Source organism: Streptomyces sp. Qhu_M48 (assembly GCF_051305195.1).
Taxonomy (GTDB): domain Bacteria; phylum Actinomycetota; class Actinomycetes; order Streptomycetales; family Streptomycetaceae; genus Streptomyces.
Genome location: NZ_CP195432.1, coordinates 6,741,773 through 6,763,761, shown reverse-complemented (window position 1 = coordinate 6,763,761; position 21,989 = coordinate 6,741,773). Strand labels below are relative to the sequence as shown.

At 73.0% G+C, this 21,989-nt stretch carries 23 protein-coding genes and 1 tRNA gene; 16 read left to right on the top strand and 8 right to left on the bottom strand.

Features of this window, described 5'->3' with window-relative positions; translation table 11 throughout:
• Positions 1 to 37: 37 nt before the first annotated feature.
• The 5 genes from ACRRSS_RS30230 (at position 38) to ACRRSS_RS30210 (ending at position 5,444) form a co-directional block, all read left to right on the top strand.
• Entirely contained in the window at positions 38 to 961 is a 924-nt protein-coding gene (locus tag ACRRSS_RS30230; protein WP_435974214.1) for an ABC transporter permease, read from the top strand.
• A complete protein-coding gene (locus ACRRSS_RS30225) occupies positions 954 to 1,943 on the top strand; it encodes an ABC transporter permease (protein WP_435974213.1) in 990 nt (329 codons plus the stop codon). The genes ACRRSS_RS30230 and ACRRSS_RS30225 overlap by 8 nt, the downstream gene beginning before the upstream one ends.
• Positions 1,944 to 1,949: 6 nt before the next feature.
• Positions 1,950 to 2,933 carry an ABC transporter ATP-binding protein gene (locus ACRRSS_RS30220; RefSeq protein ID WP_435974212.1) on the top strand — a complete coding sequence of 328 codons (984 nt, stop codon included), beginning with the start codon at positions 1,950 to 1,952 and terminating at the stop codon, positions 2,931 to 2,933.
• Positions 2,926 to 4,014 carry an ABC transporter ATP-binding protein gene (locus tag ACRRSS_RS30215; RefSeq protein WP_435974211.1) on the top strand — a complete coding sequence of 363 codons (1,089 nt, stop codon included), beginning with the start codon at positions 2,926 to 2,928 and terminating at the stop codon, positions 4,012 to 4,014. The genes ACRRSS_RS30220 and ACRRSS_RS30215 overlap by 8 nt, the downstream gene beginning before the upstream one ends.
• Before the next feature lie 494 nt (positions 4,015 to 4,508).
• Positions 4,509 to 5,444, top strand: a complete 936-nt coding sequence (locus ACRRSS_RS30210; RefSeq protein ID WP_435974210.1) for a hypothetical protein — start codon at positions 4,509 to 4,511, stop codon at positions 5,442 to 5,444.
• Position 5,445: 1 nt separating this feature from the next.
• Here ACRRSS_RS30210 and ACRRSS_RS30205 read toward each other — a convergent pair whose 3' ends face one another.
• Positions 5,446 to 7,611, bottom strand: coding sequence for a prolyl oligopeptidase family serine peptidase (locus tag ACRRSS_RS30205; protein ID WP_435974209.1), 2,166 nt, complete (start codon positions 7,609 to 7,611; stop codon positions 5,446 to 5,448).
• 181 nt (positions 7,612 to 7,792) lie between these two features.
• Here ACRRSS_RS30205 and ACRRSS_RS30200 point away from each other — a divergent pair, with 181 nt between their 5' ends.
• The 4 genes from ACRRSS_RS30200 to ACRRSS_RS30185 all read left to right on the top strand — a co-directional run bounded on the left by ACRRSS_RS30200 (position 7,793) and on the right by ACRRSS_RS30185 (position 11,702).
• Positions 7,793 to 7,987 (top strand): hypothetical protein, encoded by a 195-nt coding sequence (locus ACRRSS_RS30200; protein ID WP_030207665.1) that lies wholly within the window; start codon positions 7,793 to 7,795, stop codon positions 7,985 to 7,987.
• Between the two features lie 61 nt (positions 7,988 to 8,048).
• Positions 8,049 to 8,939: an N-acetyl-1-D-myo-inositol-2-amino-2-deoxy-alpha-D-glucopyranoside deacetylase gene (gene mshB / locus ACRRSS_RS30195; RefSeq protein WP_435974208.1), complete on the top strand. Its 891-nt coding sequence runs from the start codon at positions 8,049 to 8,051 to the stop codon at positions 8,937 to 8,939.
• Positions 8,936 to 9,325, top strand: coding sequence for a DUF6113 family protein (locus ACRRSS_RS30190; RefSeq protein ID WP_435974207.1), 390 nt, complete (start codon positions 8,936 to 8,938; stop codon positions 9,323 to 9,325). Before mshB ends, ACRRSS_RS30190 begins: the two co-directional genes overlap by 4 nt.
• Positions 9,326 to 9,500: 175 nt before the next feature.
• On the top strand, positions 9,501 to 11,702 hold the full coding sequence (locus ACRRSS_RS30185; protein ID WP_435974206.1) for a hypothetical protein: 2,202 nt from the start codon (positions 9,501 to 9,503) through the stop codon (positions 11,700 to 11,702).
• A 67-nt stretch (positions 11,703 to 11,769) separates the two neighbouring features.
• Here the strand turns inward: ACRRSS_RS30185 and ACRRSS_RS30180 are convergent, their stop codons facing one another.
• Entirely contained in the window at positions 11,770 to 11,994 is a 225-nt protein-coding gene (locus tag ACRRSS_RS30180; protein WP_435974205.1) for a hypothetical protein, read from the bottom strand.
• Positions 11,995 to 12,020: 26 nt separating this feature from the next.
• Positions 12,021 to 12,386 carry a DUF1304 domain-containing protein gene (locus ACRRSS_RS30175; RefSeq protein WP_351899379.1) on the bottom strand — a complete coding sequence of 122 codons (366 nt, stop codon included), beginning with the start codon at positions 12,384 to 12,386 and terminating at the stop codon, positions 12,021 to 12,023.
• Between the two features lie 148 nt (positions 12,387 to 12,534).
• Here ACRRSS_RS30175 and ACRRSS_RS30170 point away from each other — a divergent pair.
• Positions 12,535 to 12,609, top strand: a tRNA-Leu gene (locus ACRRSS_RS30170).
• A gap of 24 nt (positions 12,610 to 12,633) precedes the next feature.
• On the opposite strand, the gene ACRRSS_RS30165 is transcribed toward ACRRSS_RS30170, so the two are convergent.
• Positions 12,634 to 13,521: a transglutaminase family protein gene (locus ACRRSS_RS30165; RefSeq protein WP_435974204.1), complete on the bottom strand. Its 888-nt coding sequence runs from the start codon at positions 13,519 to 13,521 to the stop codon at positions 12,634 to 12,636.
• Positions 13,506 to 14,507 (bottom strand): GNAT family N-acetyltransferase, encoded by a 1,002-nt coding sequence (locus ACRRSS_RS30160; protein WP_435974203.1) that lies wholly within the window; start codon positions 14,505 to 14,507, stop codon positions 13,506 to 13,508. The genes ACRRSS_RS30165 and ACRRSS_RS30160 overlap by 16 nt, the downstream gene beginning before the upstream one ends.
• 112 nt (positions 14,508 to 14,619) lie before the next feature.
• Between ACRRSS_RS30160 and fdxA the strand changes: the two genes are divergently transcribed.
• Together fdxA and ACRRSS_RS30150 are read left to right on the top strand one after the other, a co-directional pair.
• A complete protein-coding gene (gene fdxA / locus ACRRSS_RS30155; protein WP_015035968.1) occupies positions 14,620 to 14,940 on the top strand; it encodes a ferredoxin in 321 nt (106 codons plus the stop codon).
• A gap of 85 nt (positions 14,941 to 15,025) precedes the next feature.
• Positions 15,026 to 16,120 carry a bifunctional succinyldiaminopimelate transaminase/glutamate-prephenate aminotransferase gene (locus tag ACRRSS_RS30150; RefSeq protein WP_435974202.1) on the top strand — a complete coding sequence of 365 codons (1,095 nt, stop codon included), beginning with the start codon at positions 15,026 to 15,028 and terminating at the stop codon, positions 16,118 to 16,120.
• Positions 16,121 to 16,204: 84 nt separating this feature from the next.
• Here ACRRSS_RS30150 and ACRRSS_RS30145 read toward each other — a convergent pair whose 3' ends face one another.
• The gene (locus tag ACRRSS_RS30145) at positions 16,205 to 16,663 is read right to left on the bottom strand and encodes an ATP-binding protein (protein WP_435974201.1); all 459 of its coding nucleotides are present in this window, start codon (positions 16,661 to 16,663) and stop codon (positions 16,205 to 16,207) included.
• Between the two features lie 301 nt (positions 16,664 to 16,964).
• Positions 16,965 to 17,945 (bottom strand): hypothetical protein, encoded by a 981-nt coding sequence (locus ACRRSS_RS30140; RefSeq protein WP_435974200.1) that lies wholly within the window; start codon positions 17,943 to 17,945, stop codon positions 16,965 to 16,967.
• 38 nt (positions 17,946 to 17,983) lie between these two features.
• Here ACRRSS_RS30140 and dapE point away from each other — a divergent pair, with 38 nt between their 5' ends.
• Together dapE and ACRRSS_RS30130 are read left to right on the top strand one after the other, a co-directional pair.
• Positions 17,984 to 19,078 (top strand): succinyl-diaminopimelate desuccinylase, encoded by a 1,095-nt coding sequence (gene dapE / locus ACRRSS_RS30135; RefSeq protein ID WP_435974199.1) that lies wholly within the window; start codon positions 17,984 to 17,986, stop codon positions 19,076 to 19,078.
• Positions 19,079 to 19,183: 105 nt separating this feature from the next.
• Entirely contained in the window at positions 19,184 to 19,933 is a 750-nt protein-coding gene (locus tag ACRRSS_RS30130) for a TIGR00730 family Rossman fold protein (RefSeq protein ID WP_435974198.1), read from the top strand.
• 54 nt (positions 19,934 to 19,987) lie between these two features.
• On the opposite strand, the gene folP is transcribed toward ACRRSS_RS30130, so the two are convergent.
• On the bottom strand, positions 19,988 to 20,848 hold the full coding sequence (gene folP, locus ACRRSS_RS30125) for a dihydropteroate synthase (RefSeq protein ID WP_435974197.1): 861 nt from the start codon (positions 20,846 to 20,848) through the stop codon (positions 19,988 to 19,990).
• Between the two features lie 103 nt (positions 20,849 to 20,951).
• Here folP and ACRRSS_RS30120 point away from each other — a divergent pair, with 103 nt between their 5' ends.
• Complete coding sequence (locus ACRRSS_RS30120) at positions 20,952 to 21,338, top strand: hypothetical protein (protein ID WP_435974196.1); 387 nt, start codon at positions 20,952 to 20,954, stop codon at positions 21,336 to 21,338.
• On the top strand, positions 21,335 to 21,937 hold the full coding sequence (locus tag ACRRSS_RS30115) for a DNA-3-methyladenine glycosylase I (protein WP_435974195.1): 603 nt from the start codon (positions 21,335 to 21,337) through the stop codon (positions 21,935 to 21,937). The genes ACRRSS_RS30120 and ACRRSS_RS30115 overlap by 4 nt, the downstream gene beginning before the upstream one ends.
• Positions 21,938 to 21,989 lie beyond the last annotated feature (52 nt).

The window sequence follows — 21,989 nt, the reverse complement described above, 5'->3', positions numbered from 1 at the left end:
TCCAACGAGACACCAGACGTCCAAGGACGGAGGAGATGTGGGCCGGTATGTGATTCGACGCCTGCTACAGATGATCCCCGTGTTCTTCGGGGCGACGCTGCTGCTGTTCCTGATGGTCAACGTGATGGGCGACCCGATCGCCGGCCTCTGCGGCGACCGGGCGTGCGACCCCGCGACCGCCGCCCAGCTGCGACAGGAGTACGGCCTCGACAAGCCGGTCTGGCAGCAGTACCTCACCTACATGGGGAACGTGTTCACCGGCGACTTCGGCACCGCGTTCAACGGCCAGCCGGTCACCGAACTCCTCATCGAGGCCTACCCGGTCACCCTCCGCCTGACGATCGTGGCGATCCTCTTCGAGATCGTCGTGGGCATCACCCTCGGCGTGCTCAGCGGCCTCCGCCGCGGCCGCTCGGTGGACACCGGCGTGCTCATCGGCACGCTCGTCGTGATCTCCATCCCGACCTTCGTCACGGGATACGTGCTCCAGTACCTGTTCGGCGTCAAATGGGGCTGGGTCTCCCCGACCGTCTCCTCCGACGCCCCGTTCAACGAACTGATCCTGCCCGGCATCGTGCTCGCGTCCGTCTCACTGGCCTACGTCACCCGGCTGACCCGCACCTCGGTCGGCGAGAACGCCCGCGCCGACTACGTGCGCACGGCCGTCGCCAAGGGACTCCCGCGCCACCGCGTCATCTCCCGGCACCTGCTGCGCAACTCGCTGATCCCCGTCGTCACCTTCATCGGCACCGACATCGGCGCGCTCATGGGCGGCGCCATCGTCACCGAGCGGATCTTCAACATCCACGGCGTGGGATACCAGCTCTACCAGGGCATCCTCCGGCAGAACACCCAGACGGTGGTCGGCTTCGCCACCGTCCTCGTGCTGGTCTTCCTGCTGGCGAACCTGATCGTCGACCTTCTCTACTCCGTCCTCGACCCCAGGATCCGCTATGCCTGACCGCGACCCCTATGAGAACGAGGGCGCCATCGCGTCGACCGGCGCCGGCGGCACGATGGACCTCGCCACGGACGAGGCGATCGAGGTCGGCCACGAACCCGACGACGAGGGCCGCGGCGGCCAGGGCCCCGGGGAGAAGCCCCGCAGCCTCTGGTCGGACGCCTGGCGGGACCTCCGGCGCAATCCGATCTTCATCATCTCCGCACTGATCATCGCCTTCCTCGTGGTCATCTCCCTCTGGCCCTCCCTGATCGCCTCGGGGGACCCGCTCGACTGCGACCTCTCCAAGGCCCAGGAGGGATCCCAGCCGGGCCACCCGTTCGGCTACGACTCACAGGGCTGCGACGTCTACACCCGTACCGTCTACGGCGCGCGGACCTCCATCACCGTCGGCGTCCTCTCCACCCTCGGCGTGGCCCTCCTCGGCGGCCTCCTCGGCGGCCTCGCCGGCTTCTTCGGTGGCGCCTGGGACGCGACCCTGTCCCGCCTCACCGACATCTTCTTCGCCATCCCCGTCATCCTCGGCGGCCTGGTGCTGCTGTCCGTCATCACCAGCAACACCGTCTGGCCCGTCATCGGCTTCATGGTCCTGCTCGGCTGGCCACAGATCTCCCGCATCGCGCGCGGCTCCGTCATCACGGCCAAACAGCACGACTACGTCCAGGCGGCCCGCGCCCTCGGCGCCTCCAACACCCGGATGATGCTGCGGCACGTCACCCCCAACGCCGTCGCGCCCGTCATCGTCGTGGCCACGATCGCCCTCGGCACCTACATCTCCCTGGAGGCGACGCTCTCGTACCTCGGTGTCGGGCTCAAACCCCCGACCGTCAGCTGGGGCATCGACATCTCGGCGGCCTCGCAGAACATCCGCAACGCCCCCCACATGCTGCTCTGGCCGGCGGGCGCGCTCGCCGTCACGGTGCTCGCCTTCATCATGCTCGGCGACGCCGTCCGCGACGCCCTCGACCCCAAGCTGAGGTAGGGACCCATGCTGCTCGAAGTGCGCGACCTGCACGTGGAGTTCCACACCCGGGACGGGGTCGCCAAGGCGGTCAACGGCGTCGACTACTCCGTCGACGCGGGGGAGACCCTCGCCGTGCTCGGCGAGTCGGGTTCCGGCAAGTCCGTCACCGCCCAGGCCGTCATGGGCATCCTCGACATCCCCCCGGGGAAGATCACCCAGGGCGAGATCCTCTTCCAGGGCCAGGACCTCCTGAAGCTCAAGGAGGACGAGCGGCGCAAGATCCGCGGCGCCAAGATGGCGATGATCTTCCAGGACGCGCTGTCCTCCCTCAACCCCGTCGTCAGCGTCGGCGACCAGCTCGGCGAGATGTTCCAGGTCCACCGGGGCATGTCGCGGAAGGACTCCCGGGCCAAGGCCGTCGAGCTGATGGACCGGGTCCGCATCCCCGCCGCCAAGGAACGCGTCGGCCAGTACCCCCACCAGTTCTCCGGCGGCATGCGCCAGCGCATCATGATCGCGATGGCGCTCGCCCTGGAGCCGGACCTGATCATCGCGGACGAGCCCACCACCGCCCTCGACGTCACCGTCCAGGCCCAGGTCATGGACCTGCTCGCCGAGCTCCAGCGCGAACTCCACATGGGCCTCATCCTCATCACCCACGACCTCGGCGTCGTCGCCGACGTCGCGGACAAGATCGCCGTCATGTACGCGGGCCGGATCGTCGAACGCGCCCCCGTCCACGAGATCTACAAGGCCCCCGCCCACCCGTACACCAAGGGCCTCCTCGAATCGATCCCGCGCCTGGACCAGAAGGGCCAGGAGCTCTACGCGATCAAGGGCCTGCCGCCCAACCTCCTGCACATCCCGCCCGGCTGCGCGTTCAACCCGCGCTGCCCCATGGCCCAGGACGTCTGCCGGACCGACGTGCCCCCGCTGTACGACGTGACCGAGTCCCCGGTGCCGCGCTCCAGCGCCTGCCACTTCTGGAAGGAGTGCCTCCATGGCTGAGGCGATTCTCGAAGTACGGGACCTGCACAAGCACTACCCGCTCACCCGGGGCATCGTCTTCAAGAAGCACGTGGGCGCCGTCAAGGCCGTCGACGGCGTCGACTTCGACCTCGCCGCCGGCGAGACCCTCGGCATCGTCGGCGAATCGGGCTGCGGCAAGTCGACCGTCGCGAAGATGCTGGTCAACCTGGAGCGCCCCACCTCGGGGACCATCCGCTACAAGGGCGAGGACATCACCAAGCTCTCGCCACGCGCCCTGAAGGCCGTACGCCGCAACATCCAGATGGTGTTCCAGGACCCGTACACCTCGCTCAACCCGCGCATGACCGTCGGCGACATCATCGGCGAGCCGTACGAGATCCACCCCGAGGTCGCCCCCAAGGGCTCGCGTCGGCAGAAGGTCCAGGACCTCCTCGACGTCGTCGGCCTCAACCCCGAGTACATCAACCGCTACCCGCACCAGTTCTCCGGCGGCCAGCGCCAGCGCATCGGCATCGCCCGCGGCCTCGCCCTCCAGCCCGAGATCATCGTCGCCGACGAACCGGTCTCGGCCCTCGACGTCTCCGTCCAGGCCCAGGTCGTCAACCTCCTGGACAAGCTCCAGTCCGAGTTCTCCCTGTCGTACGTCTTCATCGCCCACGACCTCTCGATCGTGCGGCACATCTCCGACCGGGTCGGCGTCATGTACCTCGGCCGGATCGTCGAGATCGGCACCGACACCCAGATCTACGACCACCCCACCCACCCCTACACCCAGGCGCTGCTCTCCGCCGTCCCCGTCCCCGACCCGGACGCCCGCGCCCACCGCGAACGCATCATCCTCACCGGCGACGTCCCCTCCCCGGCCAACATCCCCTCCGGCTGCCGCTTCCGCACCCGCTGCTGGAAGGCCCAGGAACGCTGCGCCCTGGAGATCCCCGAACTGGCCGTCCCGGCGGTCTTCCGCCTCACGGACAGCCCCGCCGGACACGACTCGGCCTGCCACTTCGCGGAGGAGAAGCAGGTCGTCCCCCCGGAGACCGGGACCGACGAACCCGGCCCGCCTCCGGACGACCGCCTCCGCAAGCCCGATACGCCTTAACGCGCGGGCAACTTCACGGAATCGGTTCCGATATACGAACACGACAGGCTGCACCACGTACGGCCGTGCGGGTGCCGTGGACCGGGCCGGGCGCGTCATGGCGCCCCGGCCCGGTCGCACCCGCCCCCCTTTTTTTAGGGCTCGGTTCGCCTCCGGGGCGCTGGAGTCGGGCTCACGGTCCCGGTCGTGCTCGACCCGCTCGTTCCTCACGGGCCTCCGCGCGCCCGGGCCCGTTCCCCCGACGCGCCCCTTCGGCTCACGCACCCCTCTTTTTGGGCTCGGTTCGCCTCCGGGGCGCTGGAGTCGGGCTCACGGTCCCGGTCGTGCTCGACCCGCTCGTTCCTCACGGGCCTCCGCGCGCCCGGGCGGCCCGTTCCCCCGACGCGCCCCTTCGGCTCACTCGCCGGCCCTGCCGAGGAGGGGCCCGGAAGCGGTGGCCGGAGGATCCGCGGAATCGCTTGTTTCGGTCGGTGGCGACCGTGAGTATCGGGACCGTGACTGTGACACGACCGGCACGACTCACGGGCGCCGCGCTCTGCGCCGCGCTCGCCCTCATCGCCGCCGTGTGGATCCTCAAGGATCTCGCCGCGCTCGGCTCGCCCTCCGACCTCGCCTGGTACTGGGCCGGGGACCACCACTTCCTCATCCGGGGCCGGTCCACCACCTCGCTGACCGACCCGGTGCTCCTCGCCGTCTCCGTGGTCACCGCCGTCGCCGCGCTCCGCTCCCGGCACGCCGCCTCCGCGCTCGCCGCCACCGGCACCGTCACCCTCGCCGTGCGCCTGCCCGGCCTCTGGGCCTCCGACAGCGGGCCCCTCGTCACCGCGCTCCTCGAACTGGGCCTCGCCGCCGCTCTGATCGTCACCGTCGCCGTCGGCCGCCGCCCCGCCGCCGCGTACGGGCCGACGCCCACCCGGCCCCGTACCGGCCCCGCCGTCGCCGCCGGAGTCCTCCTCGCGGTCGGCGCTCTCGTCCTCGCCCTGTGGGAGCTGTACTGGGCCACCGAACTGCCCCTGGAGATCACCGTCGACCGGTTCACCGGCGGCCGGTCCGTCATCAAGGCGGCCCTCGCGCCCCCGCCCGGCTGGCTGTCGCTGGTCCTCCTCTCCCTGTACGGCACGGCCGCCGTCTCCGCCTTCGTACGGGCCCGCCACAGCCGGGCCTTCGGGCTGCTCGCCGGGACCTTCCTGGCGCTCGGCGGCCTCGCCGAGGTCGCGCGGACCATCCGGTACGAACTCGTCGGCCACTTCGGCGACATCCCGACCCCCGACCGGCTGGGCGTCCTCACCGCCTTCCTCGGACTGCTCTCCGGCGCCGCCGTCCTCGTCCTCCTCGCCGGGCGCGGCGCCCCCGCCGCCGCGCCCAGCCCCCACCCGGCGGCCGGGACGCCGCCCCCGGCCCCGCCGTACCCGCCGCCGCCCGGCTGGTGACTCAGCCCCGGTCCAGGCCCAGGGAGCGCCTGAGGAAGTCCACCTGGAGCAGGAGCAGGTTCTCCGCGACCTGCTCCTGCGGCGTCATGTGCGTGACCCCGGACAGCGGCAGCACCTCGTGCGGCCGGCCCGCCGCGAGCAGCGCGGAGGAGAGCCGAAGGGCGTGCGCGACCACCACGTTGTCGTCCGCGAGACCGTGGACGATCATCATCGGCCGCACGGGCACCTCCGGCGCGGACAGCCCGTCGTCGGTGAGCAGCGACTGCGCCGCGTACACCTCGGGGTGGTCCTGCGGGGTGCCGAGGTAGCGCTCCGTGTAGTGGGTGTCGTACAGCCGCCAGTCCGTCACCGGCGCCCCCACGACGGCCGCGTGGAAGACGTCGGGCCGCCGCAGCACCGCCCGCGCCGCCAGGTACCCGCCGTACGACCAGCCCCGGATCGCCACCCGCTCCAGATCCAGCGGGAAGCGGTCGGCGAGGCCCTGGAGCGCGTCCACCTGGTCGTCGAGGGTCGGCGACAGGTCCCGCGCGATCGCCTTCTCCCAGGCCGGGGAGCGGCCCGGCGTGCCCCGCCCGTCCGCCACGACCACCGCGAAGCCCTGGTCGGCGAACCACTGGGACGTCAGATGCGGATTGTGGGCGGCGACCACCCGCGGCCCGTGCGGCCCGCCGTACGGGTCCATCAGGACCGGCAGCGGCCCGTCCCCCTCCTCGTACCCCGAGGGCAGCAGCACCGCGCAGGGGATGCGCCGGACCCCCGCCTCCGTGAACCGCACCCGGGCGCCGATCACCGGCCGCTGGGCGTACGAGGCCACCACCGCGACCTGCTCGCCGTCCCGCAGCACCCGCGCCACGCTCCCCGGCTCCTCCGGCCGCGCCGACACGAGGACGGTCACCTCCCCGGAGCGCACCGCGCCGTGCGTCCCGACGCCCTCGGAGAGCCGCTCGGCGCCCTGACCGGTCACCCGGTACACATGGACCTCACCGGTCTCCGGCCGGGCGGCGCCCGCGCCCGCCGACGCCGACACCAGGACGTCCTCGTCCCCGACGGAGAGGACGGCGCGGACGTGCAGCGCGTCGTCGGTGAGCACCTCGTCCCCGACGGCCAGGGCGCGGGCCCCGCTCTCGTCGGTGAGCCGCACGAGCCGCCCGTCCGGCGCCCACGCCGGCACCCCCGGCAGCAGGTCCAGCCACACCGGGTCCCGCTCCGCCCGCACGGTCGTGGTCTCCCCGGACTCCGGGTCCACCGTCAGGAACAGCTGCTCGCGCTGGTCCCGTGCCTGCACGAGGAGCAGCGGCGCCCCGGCCGCCGACCAGTGGACCCGCGCCAGGTACGGGTACCGCTCCCGGTCCCACCCGACCTCCGTACGCGCCCCGTCGAGGCCCAGGACGAAGAGCCGGACCTCCGCGTTGGCCGTACCCGCCGCCGGGTACGCCACCCGCTGCGGCTCCCGGTCCGGGTGCGCCGGGTCGGCGATCCACCAGCGCCGCACCGCACGGTCGTCCGCGCGCGCGACGAGCAGCCGGTCCGAGGCGGGGGACCACCAGAACCCCCGGTCCCGGGCCATCTCCTCGGAGGCGATGAATTCGGCCAATCCGTAGGAGACGTGTCCGTCCTCCGGAGCGGCCAGCTCCCGGTCGCCCGAACCGTCCGCGCCGACCACCCGCAGCGCGCCCCCCGTCACGTACGCCACGAAGCGTCCGTCCGGCGACGGCCGGGGGTCGATCACCGGGCCGGGCACCGGCAGCTCACGCGCCGTCCCCGCCCGCAGCTCCGCCGTGAACAGCCGCCCCGACAGGGCGAAGGCGGCCAACTCCACGGCCCCGTCCACCGCGTACGCCACCACACCGGCCGAGCCCTCCCGGCTCCGCTCCCGGCGCGCCCGCTCCTGCGGCGAGAGCTCCTCGTCCGCCCCCGCGAGCAGGACCTCCGGGTCGGCCGCCACCCGCTCCACCGGCGGGCCGCCGTCGCGGGGCAGGTCGAGGACCCAGAGCCGGTGCGAACGGTCCGTGCCCGAGGCGGATCTGACGAACACCACGCGTTCCCCGTCCGGGGAGACCGAGAAGCCACGCGGAACCCCCAGGGTGAACCGCTGGGTCCGGGCGTGCTGGCGAGGGAAGGAGAGCCCGGCCGAGGGTGTGGCCGGCTGCTGTCGAGACAAGGTCATGCGGCTGAAACTAGCGCCGTGCGCCCCCCTCGTGCCTCCGTCCGCCGATCGATGCGGCCGCACGGATAGTTATGATCCGTAGCGCTAGGTGGGTATGCATCCGACGGGCCTGCCCTCTGGCACATGCTGATCGACCGAACCACTCGAATATCCGACCGAAGAAGTGTGGAGGTGAACCGCCGTGGCACTCTCGATCTCCGTGGTGGTGCTGCTGGCGATCGTCGTCTTCCTTCTGATCCGGAAATCCGGGTTGAAGGCTGGACATGCGGCGGTCTGCGCGCTCCTGGGCTTCTACCTGGCGAGTTCGTCCATCGCCCCGTCCATCAGCACCCTCACCACGAACGTGGCGAACATGGTCGGCGGCCTCAAGTTCTGAGCCCGCTGTCCTGAGCCCATGTGCCGGGCTCGCCGTCGGCCGGACCTCGTAGGGTGGGGACATGTCCGATCTCCCCGCCCGCCGTCTGCTGCTCGTGCACGCGCACCCGGACGACGAGTCGATCAACAACGGCGTCACCATGGCCAGGTACGCGGCCGAGGGCGCCCTCGTCACCCTGGTCACCTGCACGCTCGGCGAGGAGGGCGAGGTCATCCCGCCCGGCCTCGCCCACCTGGCCCCCGACCGGGAGGACCGGCTCGGCCCCCATCGCGTCGGCGAACTCGCCGCCGCGATGACCGAGCTGGGCGTCACCGACCACCGTTTCCTCGGCGGCCCCGGGCGCTTCCGCGACTCCGGGATGATGGGCGTCGAACAGAACAAGCGTGAGAACGCCTTCTGGAACACGGACGTCGACACCGCCGCCCCGTACCTCGTCGAGGTGATCAGGGAGACCCGCCCGCAGGTCCTGGTCACCTACGACCCCGACGGCGGCTACGGACACCCGGACCACATCCAGGCCCACCGGGTCGCCATGCGCGCCGCCGAACTCGCCGCCGACCCGGCCCACCGCCCCGACCTGGGGCCGGCCCACGCGATCGCGAAGATCTACTGGAACCGGGTCCCGCGCCCGGTCGTCGAGGCCGGTTTCGCCCGGCTCCGCGCCGAGGGCTCCGTCTTCCCGGCCGTCGCGGCCGTCGACGACGTCCCCGGCGTCGTGGACGAGGACCGGATCACCGCGGAGATCGAGGCGGGCCCGGAACAGGCGGCCCGCAAGAGCGCGGCGATGGCCGCGCACGCCACCCAAGTCGCGGTCGACGGTCCGTTCTTCGCCCTCTCCAACGACCTGGGCCAGCCGATCCTGACCACCGAGTACTACGAGTTGGTGCGGGGCGTCCACGGCGCTCCCGCCGGCGTCCGCGAGACGGACCTCTTCGCGGGAGTGAAGGCATGAACCCTGTGAGCCCCTCCTCGTCGGGCCCCTTCCCCGCCTCCCGCAACGTCCGTATCGCCTGGTACGCGGGCCTGGCCGTCCTCGGCGTCCTCGTCGGCACCGCGGGCGCCCTCGTCCAAGCCGCCTGGCTCCCCGGCGGCTTGGTCCTCGCCCTCCTCGCCACCGCCGCCCTCTTCTACGGAGGGCTGCGCGCGACCGGCACCCAGATCGGCGTCGCCGCGGGCGGAGGCGGCTGGCTCGTCGCCGTCATCCTGCTCAGCTTCGGACGTCCCGAGGGGGACGGGGTGTTCGGCGGAGGCGTCGGTGAGCTGCTCTTCCTCTTCGGGGGCATGGGCATCGCTGTGATGTGCACCACGCTGGCCCGGCTGCCGCGACCGACCCCGTGAACAGGACGACTTGAGTCCGGGGACGCCCTGACTTCGGCCGGATTGCCCGTCGTCCGTCACCCGAGGGTCAGGTATGAGACGGCGGCGGCCAGTATGGTGGTGCGCGCCGCCGAACCGCCCGGGTTACACGAGGCTCAGCAAGAGCGGGCGGTGGAGCCAACCGGGAGATCCTGCTTTGAGTCGTGAAACTGGTCGAGAGACTGACAGTTCGTCCTCCGGCGCCCAGAGGCGCGGTGGAGCCGCGTACCCCTCGGGTACACCGCCGTACGGATCCCGCCAGTATCCGTCGCTCCACCCCTCGCAGGACGCGCCGGAGGAGACCGCCGCCGCGTCCGCACCGCCGGAGGAGCCCAAGACCGAGACGACGCTGACGACCCGGATCCGGATCAACATCCCGGGTTCGCGTCCGATCCCGCCGGTCGTGGTCCGCCAGACGGTCAACGAGACGCCCGCGCCGGAGCCCGCCCCCGTCGTGGAGCCCGAGCCCGCGCCCCAGCCGGTGCCGGCCCCCGAGCCGCCGCGGGCGGAGGAGGAGCCGAGGGCGAAGGAGACGAGCGACTGGTTCGCGCCCCGCAAGGCGGCGCCCCAGGGCCCGGCTCCCACACCCGCGCTGCCCCCGGCGCCCGCTCCGGCGCCGAAGCCCGCCCAGGGCCTCGCCGGACCGGACGCCCAGGGCACGGGCTTCGCGGGCTCCGCGACGTCCGGTGTGCCGACGGTCGGCAACAGCCCGTCGAGCCGCCCGGTGAGCGCCGGCCGGCCCGCCCCCGGCAACCCGCTGTACGAGAGCGGCATCCCGGCGGGCGGCACGCCCCGCTACGACGGGACCCCGGCGGGGGGTACGCCGATGTACCCGGGCACGCCGGCGGGCGGAACCCCGATGTTCGACGGCGCTCCCGGCGCCGGGACCCCGGAATACGACGGCACGCCGGGCGCCGGGACCCCGACGTACGACGGCACCCCCGCCGGCGGAACCCCGATGTACACCGGGACGCCGGACGGCGGTACGCCCGCGTACCGTGGCCCGGCCGCACCGGCCGGCCCCACGACGGGCCCGGTCACCGGCACCGCCTCACTGGGCGGCCCGGCCGCGGGAAACCCCTTCCAGGGCCAGGGGCCGGGCCAGGGCCAGGGGCCGGGCGGCCAGGGCGCGGGCTCCCCGTTCCCCGGCGGCGCTCCCCGCCTGTCCGACGACACCGCCGTGCTGACCCCGCAGGCGCCCGCGCCGACTTCCGGCCCCGGCGGCGGCCCGGCCGGTCACGGACAGCAGGCCGACGGCCACATCTCCGGGGACACGCTCACCAGCGGCATCCCGGTCGTCCCGCCGAAGGCGGCCCGCCCGAACCTCACCCCGCGCATCGAGGAGCAGGCGAGCCCGGCCCCCGCGCCCGCCCCGCGCCAGGCCGCGGCCCCCGGTCGCGCCCCGGCGAAGAAGGGCCGCTCCAAGCTGGTCCTCCTCGCCGTCGGAGTCATCGGCGCCGCCGGCATCGCCTACGGCGCCGGACTGCTCCTCAACCACTCCGACGTCCCCAAGGGCACCACGGTGCTCGGCGTGGACATCGGCGGCGGTACGAAGGAGGAGGCCGTCAACAAGCTGGACGCGGCCCTCGGCAAGCGCGCCGCCGCCCCGATCCAGCTCGGCATCGGCGGCAAGAAGGTCGAGCTGGCGCCCGAGAAGGCGGGCCTCGCGCTCGACAGCCAGGAGACCGTCCGCGCCGCCGCGGGCAGCGACTACAACCCGGTCTCGGTGATCGGCTCCCTCTTCGGCGGCGAGCGGGTCGCCAAGCCGCTCTTCCCGGTCGACGAGGAGAAGCTCGCCGTCGCCCTGACCGACATCGCGGGCGCCTCCGCGTCGGCGACCGAGGGCACCATCCTGTTCACCCCGAACAAGGTGACGCCCGTCGAGGGCAAGCCCGGCAAGGCCATCGACATCCAGCGTTCGATGATCTCCGTCCGGGACGCCTTCCGTGCCCAGGTCGAGACGGGCCAGAGCAGGCTGGTCGACCTGCCGGTCGCCACCCGCCAGCCGACCGTCACCAAGGCCGAGCTGGACCGGGCGATGAAGGAGTTCGCCACCCCCGCCATGTCCGGCCTGATCAGGATCTACGCGGGCGGCAGGCACATCGACTTCGGCCCGGCGCGGTCGCTGCCGCAGATCCTCTCCATGAAGGCCGTCGACGGCCGGCTGGTCGAGGTCTACGACAAGAAGGCGATCGAGCGGCTCCTCGACGGCGCCTTCGACGGCATCATGATCACCAAGGGTGACGGCACCAAGCACGAGGTCTCCGCCGACGACGTGGCCTTCGTGATGCGCGACGCGCTGATGGGCAAGAACCTGGCCGAACGCACCAAGACGATCGACCTGTCGGGCGAGGGCTGACCGTCCCGTCCACCACGCCCCGAGCCCCCGCCCGACCCACGTCGGCCGGGGGCTCGGCGCGTGGCGCTCACCACGAGCCCCCGTACCGCTCCCGCCGGTCCCGCAGCCAGGCCCGGACCTCCCGGGCCTCGGCGGGCGAGGCGGCCCGGAGGTCGTCCGCGCGGATCGTCGCCACGAAGCGCGTGAACCGCACCCGCCGATGGACGCCGTCCACGCCGATGACCTTGCCGGGTCCGTAGACGTCGGTACCCGTGTGCGCGACGAACGCGCCGGGGCCGTGAGGGGTCCGCATCGAAGGCCTTTCGCTCGGTGTGCTGCTCAGTAGTGGGCGACGAGGACGGCCGAGAGGGCGAGCGCGCCGGGCAGGGCCTGGGCGAAGAGGATGCGGCGGTTGGCGGTGGCGGCGCCGTAGAGGCCGGCGATCACGACGCACGACAGGAAGAACACCTGCGCCCGGAACCCGGTCGGGTCGTCGGCGATCAGCCCCCAGACGAGCCCGGCGGCGAGGAAGCCGTTGTAGAGCCCCTGGTTGGCGGCCATCGCGGCGGTGTCACGCGCCGTCCTGGCGTCGAAGCCGGAGAAGCGACGACCGGTCTCCTTCTCCCACAGGAACATCTCCATCACCAGGATGTAGGCGTGCAGCAGGGCGACGAGGGCGACGAGGATGTCAGCGGTCAGCGGCATGGCCCGCATTCTGCCGCCGCGCGCACGGGGTCCGGCCGCGACGCGACCGTGCCGCCGGCAACTCCGTCCTCCGGCCGGTCGGCCCGCGGCCCCCGCGCGAAATCCGCTCGCGCGCCCGCCGCCCGAACGCCTAGCATCCGGGGCAAGGGCGGGGTCGTAGCACAGAGGTAGTGCGCCGCGACAGCATCTCGGAGGACGCCGGTTCGAATCCGGCCGCCCCGCCCCCTCTCCGTTCCCCCGGGCGTCGCTAGTTCAGCCGCGCCCGTGCCGCCCGCGCCCGTCGCCGGATCGTCGTCGCCGAGTCCGGGTCCACCGCGTCCATCACCTGCGCGTACGCCTCCATCTCGGCCGCACCCGTGAGGAAGTCGCCGCGCTGGACGAGCAGCTCGGCGCGTTCGTAACGGAGCCGGGCCGGATGGGACGGGAGGAGGAGCGAGAGTTCCACCGCCCACAGGGCCACGTCGGAGCGCTCCGGGCGGGGGGCCGCCCAGGCGCGGATGTTGTTGAGGACGCGCAGCACGATCGCGCCGGGCTCGGCGGGCCGCAGCATCGAGCGGTCGAGGGCCTCGCCCGTCGCGCTCGTCACCAGGAGTTCGGCGTCCGCGCCGGTCATGGCGCGGCCGCCCGCGAAGGGGTCGGCGAGGTTCAGGTCGGCGGGGTCGCCGAAGCCGACGACGAAGTGGCCGGGCAGCCCGAGTCCGTACACGGGGGCGCCGGCCCTGCGCGCGACCTCCATCCAGACGACGGAGAGCAGGATGGGCAGGCCCCGGCGACGGCGGAGCACCTCGTGCAGGAGCGAGGACTCCAGACGCTGGTAGTCGGCGGGCACGCCCTCGAAGCCCTCGTGCCGGCCCAGGAGCTCGGCGAGCGCGCCGGTCCAGTCGCCGGTGACCCGGGTGGCGTACGGGACGAGCCCGGCGAGGCGGTCGAGTTCGATCTCGGCCTCGTCCAGGGCGTGCCGGGTCACGGTGGGGTCGGCCACCGCGCCGATCAGCAGGCAGAGCCTGGCCAGGTCGGGCCGCTCGGACCGTGCCTCCTCCGCGAACTCCCGCCGCCAGTCGGCCGGGTCCGCCCCCTCGCACGCGTCCCCGGCTCCGTCCGGTGGTGGTACGTCCTCCGTCACGCCTCCGCCCATCGGTAGTGGTGGTAGTGGTGGTGGGGCGCGAAGCCCATCCCGTCGTACAGGGCCCGCGCGCCGTCGTTGTCCGCCTCCACCTGCAGCCAGGCCGCCGACGCGCCCTCGTCCAGCGCCTGTCGGGCGAGCGCCGTCATGACGGACGTCGCCAGACCGCGGCGTCGCCGGTCGGGGGCGACCTCGACGGCCATGAAGCCGGCCCAGCGTCCGTCGACGACGCACCGCCCGATCGCCGCGGGTACCTCTCCCGTGCCCGCCACGGACGCGAACCACACCCGGGGGCCGGAGGTGAGCACCGGCACCACCGCCGGGTTCGGCTCGCCGAAGCGCTGGTAGCGGCGCAGCCAGGCCTCGTCGACCGTCGGGGAGAGGCGTACGGCGGAGATGTCGGCGTCCAGGTCGCCGATCGGGGCGAGCGCTCCGACGCGTACCTCGGCGGAGACCTCGCGCCGCCAGCCGTGCCGGTCGAGCGCGGCACAGAGCAGCTCCTGGGTGCCCTCGGCGCCGGTGGCGGTCTGCACGTACGCGGGGAGCCCCCGGGCCGCGTACCACGCGCGCACGTGTGTCAGGGCCTCGCCGACCGGCATGCCGGGATCACCGAGCGGGAGCGCGGAGTTGGCGCGCCGCGTGAAGCCGTCGGCGGCCCGCAGGGTCCACTCGCCGAGCTGCTCGCTCTCGACGGGCTGCCACGCGCGCGCGGTGGCCCGCGCCAGCTCGGGGAAGGTGGCCGAGGGGCCGCGACGGCGGGCCGGGGCGGCGGGCACGGTCTTCCCCGCGACCAGCGCGGATTCCGCGATGCGGACGCTCTCGCCGCTCTTTCGTGTGATCAGCAGCACAGAGTCGTCCCATGATGTGAGAACTCCGACCGCGTCGGTGAATCTCCCACTCGCCGCCGGCGCCTCCGTCACGTACCGAACGGAGACACGTTTTCCCACGTCAGCGCTGGTAATTCGGACCTCAAGGCGCCCTCCGCCGGTGAATTCCACAGCTTCTCCGCCCCTCCTGTTCGGATCGCCCTCAAGAACGGAGATACTAGGTGCGGGCATCGACGACGCCGCGCTCCCGCGCAGACCAGCCCTATCGAGGAGGAACGACAGCGTGACCTACGTCATCGCGCAGCCTTGTGTCGACGTGAAGGACAAGGCGTGCATCGAGGAGTGCCCCGTCGACTGCATCTACGAGGGCAAGCGGTCCTTGTACATCCACCCGGACGAATGCGTCGACTGCGGGGCCTGTGAGCCGGTCTGCCCGGTCGAGGCGATCTTCTACGAGGACGACACCCCGGAGGAGTGGAAGGACTACTACAAGGCGAACGTCGAGTTCTTCGACGAGCTCGGTTCGCCCGGTGGTGCCTCCAAGCTCGGCGAGATCGAGCGTGACCACCCCTTCATCGCCGCCCTGCCGCCGCAGAACGGCTGATCGACCGCATCCGGTCCCGTACGGCGTCGGCCGCCGTGCGGGGCCGAGGCGTTTCCCCGTACGTACAGGAAGTGAGAGCCAACCCGTGAGCGCAGTCTCTTCGCGCCTGCCCGTCTTCCCGTGGGACAAGCTGGAGCCGTACAAGAAGACGGCCCTGGCCCACCCCGACGGGATCGTGGACCTCTCGGTCGGCACGCCCGTCGACCCGGTCCCCGCGCTGATCCAGGAGGCCCTGGTCGCGGCGGCGGACTCGCCGGGCTATCCCACGGTGTGGGGGACGAAGGAGCTGCGGGACGCGCTCACCGGCTGGTGCGGGCGGCGGCTGGGCGCGGTGGGCCTCGCCCACGAGAACGTGCTGCCGGTGGTGGGCTCCAAGGAGCTGGTGGCGTGGCTGCCGACGCAGCTGGGTCTCGGCGCGGGCGACAGGGTCGCGTACCCGCGGCTCGCCTACCCGACGTACGAGGTCGGCGCGCGGCTCTGCGGCGCGGAGGCGGTCGTCTACGACGACCCGACCGAACTCGACCCGGCCGGTCTGAAGCTGCTCTGGCTCAACTCCCCGTCCAATCCGACCGGCAGGGTCCTCTCCCCGGAGGAGCTGACCCGGATCGTGGCCTGGGCGCGGGAACACGGTGTCCTCGTCTTCTCCGACGAGTGCTACCTGGAGCTGGGCTGGGAGGCCGATCCGGTCTCCGTCCTGCACCCGGACGTCTGCGGCGGTTCGTACGAGGGGATCGTCGCCGTCCACTCGCTCTCCAAGCGCTCCAACCTGGCCGGCTACCGGGCCGCGTTCATCGCGGGCGACGCGGCCGTGCTCGGTGAGCTGCTCCAGATCCGCAAGCACGGCGGCATGATGACCGCGGCGCCGGTCCAGGCGGCGACGGTGGCGGCGCTCGGCGACGACGCGCACGTGGCCGGACAGCGGGAGCGGTACGCGGCCCGCCGGGCGGCGCTGCGGGCGGCGCTGGAGGCCCACGGCTTCCGGATCGAGCACAGCGAGGCGAGCCTGTACCTGTGGGCGACCCGGGACGAGCCGTGCTGGGAGACCGTGGCGTACCTGGCGGAGAAGGGCGTCCTGGTGGCGCCGGGCGACTTCTACGGCGAGGCGGGCGAGCGGTTCGTGCGGGTCGCGTTCACGGCGACGGACGAGCGTGTCGAGGCGGCGGTCAAGCGCCTGGGCTGACCGCCGGACGAGACGGGCAGCACAGCGGGCGAGGGCCCGGGGAGCGGATGCTCCCCGGGCCCTCGCCCGCTGTGGTGCGTGCGGTCAGCCGATCGGCAGGCCGCCGAGCGTCTGCCCGGTCGGCAGGCCGCCGAGGCCGCCGCCCAGGGCGCCGCCGGTCGGGCCCTCCGCGCTCTCGGCGGCGGCGCCGGCGGTCTTGCCGACGACCTCGCCCGCGCTGCCGGCGGTGTCACCGGCGACCTTCTGGGCGGCCGGGGTGGCGGTCTTGCCCGCCGCGCCGACGGTCTTGCCCGTGGCGGGGACGGCCGTGCCGACGGCCTTGCTGCCGGTGGCGCCGACGACGCCGGTGGCGGTCTGCGAGGCGCTGTCGACGGCGGTGCCCGCACCGGCGGCGTCCAGGGCGGAGACGCCGCCGAGGGCGCCGGTCGGCGCGAGGTTGTGGTCCAGGGCGCTCGCGGAGCCGGCCGCACCGACCACGGGGGCTGCTCCGGCCGCGAGGATGAGGGCGGCGCGGGCGATCCGACGGGTCAGGGGGAGGGTCATGGTGCTCCTTCGACGAGGTGCGAGGTGTGGTTCGGACGCAGTGACAACCGGCCCTGGGGCGGGTGAGGTTGCGGAGGTCGAAGGTAAAGAATTGGCAATGCGTCGTATTGTCGGGTGGGGAGGAAAACGGACGAACGCGTCATTGTCCCGGCCCCTGGCGAACCGTCACTTCCCTTGCCCGGCAAGGGGATTGGGCGGGTGGGGCGCAGGGTGCGAAAAGCGGCGCGGAAGGGTCGCGAATTTCTCCGGACGCGAACCGGGTCCATGCCACGGGCGAGTGAATCGCCGTACGGGTGACCGGCTACTGAGCGAGTCGCATACGGACGGTCTCCCCGCCCGCGGCAGCCGCGTCCGCGGCCTCGGACGCCCCCTTCGAGGAGTCCGGGGCCTCGGCCGCCGGAAGCTTCGACCAGCCCCCGAGCGCCTCGCCCGCGCGCCACACCCGGTCCCCGTAGACGACCTCGGTGATGCGCAGCGTCTCCGACCGCGCCACCGCCCACTGCGCCAGCTCCCAGCCGCGCCGGCCGTCCGCCCCGGCCCCCGCCGTCCCCGACCCGGCCACACCCCGTACCGGCACCACGAGCACCGGAGCCCCGGCCGCCGAACGGTCCGCGCTCGGACCAGCCGTCACCGCCTCCGGCGCCGCCTTCTCGCCGAACGCCCGGACCAGCTCCGCGCGGACCCGCTCGGGGTCGCCCGGCCGCCCCTCCGTCTCGTTCGCCGTACAGGTCAGCGCCGCCGGGGACCGGCCCGTCAGGGCGGCCGCGAGGAGCGTGGCGTCCGGCTCGTGCTTCGCGTACGCCTGCGGGAAACCGCTCTTCTGCACCTTCTGCGCCGCCACCGTCAGCGGCAGCCGCGAATACCCCGGAACCTTCTCCAGGCCCTCGTAGAACCGGGTCGCCGAGTACACCGGGTCCATGATCTGCGCCGGCGTCCCCCAGCCCATCGAGGGCCGCTGCTGGAAGAGGCCGAGCGAGTCCCGGTCGCCGTGCTCGATGTTCCGCAGCGCCGACTCCTGGAGCGCGGTCGCGAGCGCGATCGTCACCGCGCGCTCCGGCAGACCCCGGGTCGTACCGACCGCGGAGATCGTCGCGGCGTTCGACGCCTGCTCCGGCGTGAACTCGTAGCGGTTGTCGCCACTGCCCACACCGCACCGGGGGGTGCCCTTGCTCCCCGTCATCTGGTGCAGGGCCACGTACGAGGCGAGGCCGAGGAGCACGGCGAAGGCGGCCGCGGAACGGGCGAGGCGGCCGCGACGGGCGGGGCGGGTGGGCTCGGACACGGGGCCCACCGTACTGGAGGCCGCGTTAGGGTCGGCACATGGCTGACATCACCCCGCTCGACGCGCCCCTCGACCTGACCCAGGACGGGGCCGCGCTCACCGCGGCCCTCGTCGACTTCCCGTCCGTCAGCGGGACCGAGCGGCCGCTCGCGGACGCCGTCGAGCAGGCGCTGCGCACCCTGCCGCACCTCACCGTCGACCGGTACGGCAACAACGTCGTCGCCCGCACCCGGCTCGGCCGCGCCGAGCGGGTCGTCCTCGCCGGCCACATCGACACCGTGCCGATCGCCGACAACGTGCCCTCGCGGCTCGACGAGGACGGCATCCTGTGGGGCTGCGGCACCTCCGACATGAAGTCCGGGGTCGCCGTCCAGCTGCGGATCGCCGCCACCGTCCCCGAGCCCAACCGCGACCTCACCTTCGTCTTCTACGACAACGAGGAGGTCGCCGCCGACCTCAACGGCCTCGGGAAGATCGCCGCCGCGCACCCCGACTGGCTGGAGGGCGACTTCGCCGTCCTTCTGGAGCCCTCCGACGCCCAGGTCGAGGGCGGCTGCCAGGGCACCCTGCGCGTCATCCTGCACACCGCGGGCGAGCGGGCCCACTCCGCGCGCTCCTGGATGGGATCCAACGCCATCCACACCGCCGCCCCGATCCTCGCCCGCCTCGCCGCGTACGAGCCGCGCAAGCCGGTCATCGACGGCCTGGAGTACCACGAGGGCCTCAACGCCGTGGCGATCCAGGGCGGCGTCGCCACCAACGTCATCCCCGACGCCTGCACGGTCACGGTCAACTACCGGTACGCCCCCGACCGCTCCCCGGCCGAGGCCCTGGAGTACGTCCGCGCGTTCTTCGACGGCTGCGACATCGCCGATCTCGTCGTCGACGACGAGAGCCCCGGCGCCCTGCCCGGCCTCTCCCACCCGGCGGCGGAGGCCTTCATGAAGGCCGTCGGCGGCAGCGCCCAGCCCAAGTTCGGCTGGACCGACGTGTCCCGCTTCAGCGCCCTCGGCGTGCCCGCGGTCAACTACGGACCCGGCGACCCCATCTACGCGCACAAGCGGGACGAGCACGTTCCCGTCGAGCGGATCCACCACTGCGAGGCACGCCTCCGCGACTGGCTGACCGCCTGACTTCCGTAATTTCGCGTTTCGTCACCTCTGTGGTCCTACGCTGACCGGACCAGAAGATCAGTTGGCGGCCGGAAACGGGCCGCCGATCGGCGGAGGGAGCAGGCCATGGGCATTCCCGAGGGAATGGCGAAGCCCGAGGAGCAGCGACTCGGTCCGGTGCTCAGGCGGCGGGACCAGGTCCAGTCCGGCACCACGGACCAGCGGCTGCTCGACACGGAGGGTGACTCGGAGTGGGTGCACACCGACCCCTGGCGGGTCATGCGCATCCAGTCCGAGTTCGTCGAGGGCTTCGGCGCCCTCGCCGAACTGCCGAGCGCGATCAGCGTCTTCGGCTCGGCCCGGACGAAGCCCGACTCGCCGGAGTACGAGGCGGGCGTGCGGATCGGCCGGGCGCTCGTCGAGGCCGGGTTCGCGGTCATCACGGGCGGCGGCCCCGGCGCGATGGAGGCGGCCAACAAGGGGGCCAGGGAGGCCAAGGGCGTCTCCGTGGGCCTCGGCATCGAGCTCCCCTTCGAGCAGGGTCTCAACCCGCACGTCGACATCGGCGTGAACTTCCGCTACTTCTTCGTCCGCAAGACGATGTTCGTGAAGTACGCGCAGGGCTTCGTCGTCCTGCCGGGCGGCCTCGGCACCCTCGACGAGCTCTTCGAGGCGCTGACCCTGGTCCAGACGCGCAAGGTCACCCGCTTCCCGATCGTCCTCTTCGGCACGGAGTACTGGAAGGGCCTCGTCGACTGGCTCCGCGACTCGGTCGTCGCGGGCGGCAAGGCCTCCGAGCACGACCTGCTCCTCTTCCACGTCACGGACGACGTGGAAGAGGCGGTCGCGCTGGTGACGAAGGAGACGGGCAAGTAGCGGCCCGCGGGGCGGGAACGGCGGTCCTCCGCCGCCCCGCCCCGCCCGGGGTTCCTACGCCAGCCCGCGCCGGGCGACGGCCGGCGGCCGGTGCCCGGCGATCGACGCCACCATGTCCAGGACCTGCTTCGTCTCGGCCACCTCGTGCACCCGGTACACCTGGGCGCCCAGCCACGCGGAGACGGCGGTCGTCGCCAGCGTCCCGAGCACCCGCTCCTTCACCGGCCGGTCCAGCGTCTCCCCGACGAAGTCCTTGTTCGACAGGGACACCAGGACCGGCCACCCCGTCTCCGCCATCTCCCCGAGCCGACGCGTCGCCTCCAGGCTGTGCCGGGTGTTCTTCCCGAAGTCGTGGCCGGGGTCGATCATGATCGCGTCCCGGCGCACCCCCAGCGAGACCGCCCGCTCCGCGAGCCCCACGGTCACCCGCAGGATGTCGGCCATCACGTCCTCGTACGCGATCCGGTGCGGCCGGGTCCGCGGTTCGGCGCCCCCCGCGTGCGTGCACACGAGCCCGGCGCCGTACTTCGCGGCCACCTCGGCGAGTCCGGGGTCGACCCCGCCCCACGCGTCGTTCAGGACGTCCGCCCCGGCCTCGCAGACCGCCTCGCCGACCTCCGCCCGCCAGGTGTCCACGCTGATCACCACGTCGGGGTGGCGCCTGCGGACCTCGGCGACGAAGCCGACCGTGCGTCGCGCCTCCTCCTCGGCCGTCACCTCCTCGCCCGGGCCCGCCTTCACCCCGCCGATGTCGATGATCGCCGCCCCCTCCGCCACGGCCCGCTCGACCCGGGCGAGGGCGGGCTCGTCCCGGAAGGTGGCGCCCTGGTCGTAGAAGGAGTCCGGCGTCCGGTTCACGATCGCCATGATCACCGGCTCGTGCGACCCGAATTCACGCCGTCCCAAGCGCAGCATCCCTTTTGTCCTCCCTCGCGTCCGTTCGCCTGCGACCCTAGCTGTCGGTGACGCATGGCACGATCGGCACGGGACGTATTCCACTCCGGGGAGAGGCGCGCAGGTGTTCTGGTTTCTGCTCATCACGATGGTCGTGGTCGTGGCCGCGGTGACGCTCGCCGTGGTCGGCGGCGGCGACAGCGAGGTGCTGCCCGACGTGGCGCCCGAGCAGCTCGTCGACCCCCTCCCGGTCGCCCGCCCCGTCGACCGCGCCGACGTCGAGGCGCTCCGCCTTCCCGTCGCGGTCCGCGGCTACCGCATGGAGGACGTCGACGACGTCCTGGTCCGCCTCGGCGCCGAACTCGCCGAGCGGGACGCGCGGATCGCCGAGCTGGAGGACGCGCTCGCGGGAGCGGCGGGCCCCGGCCTCGGTGGAGGTCCCGCGGCCGGACCCGGCCCCGTCGACTTCACCAAGGACGTCGCCGGTGACCCAGAGGACGGCCGGGCATGACGGCCGGCGGGGCGGTACCGGGCCCCGACGGGCTGCCGCGCTGCCCCTGGGGCCTGTCGGCCGAGGACTACGTGGCGTACCACGACGAGGAGTGGGGCCGCCCGGTCCACGGCGACGACGCGCTCTTCGAGAGGCTCTGCCTGGAGGCCTTCCAGTCGGGCCTGTCCTGGATCACGATCCTGCGCCGCCGGGAGACCTTCCGGACCGCCTTCGCCGGCTTCGAGATCGCCTCCGTGGCCGGTTTCGGCGAGGCCGACCGCGAGCGGCTCCTCCTGGACGAGGGCATCATCCGCAACCGCGCCAAGGTCGACGCGACCCTCGCCAACGCGAGACTGCTCGCCACCTGGTCCCCGGGCGAACTCGACACCCTGATCTGGTCGTACGCCCCCGATCCGGCGGACCGCCCCGTGCCGCGTACGGTCGCGGACGTCCCGGCGGTCACGGACGAGTCCACGGCCCTCTCGAAGGCCCTCAAGAAGCGCGGCCTCCGCTTCATCGGCCCCACGACGGCCTACGCCCTGATGCAGGCGTGCGGGCTGGTCGACGACCACGTGGAGGGGTGCCTGGCCCGGGGCGGCGGAGCGGCCCCGCGCCGGTGATCCCGGTGGATCGGAAGACGTGCACGGCGCCGCCGCGGTCGTCATCGATCCC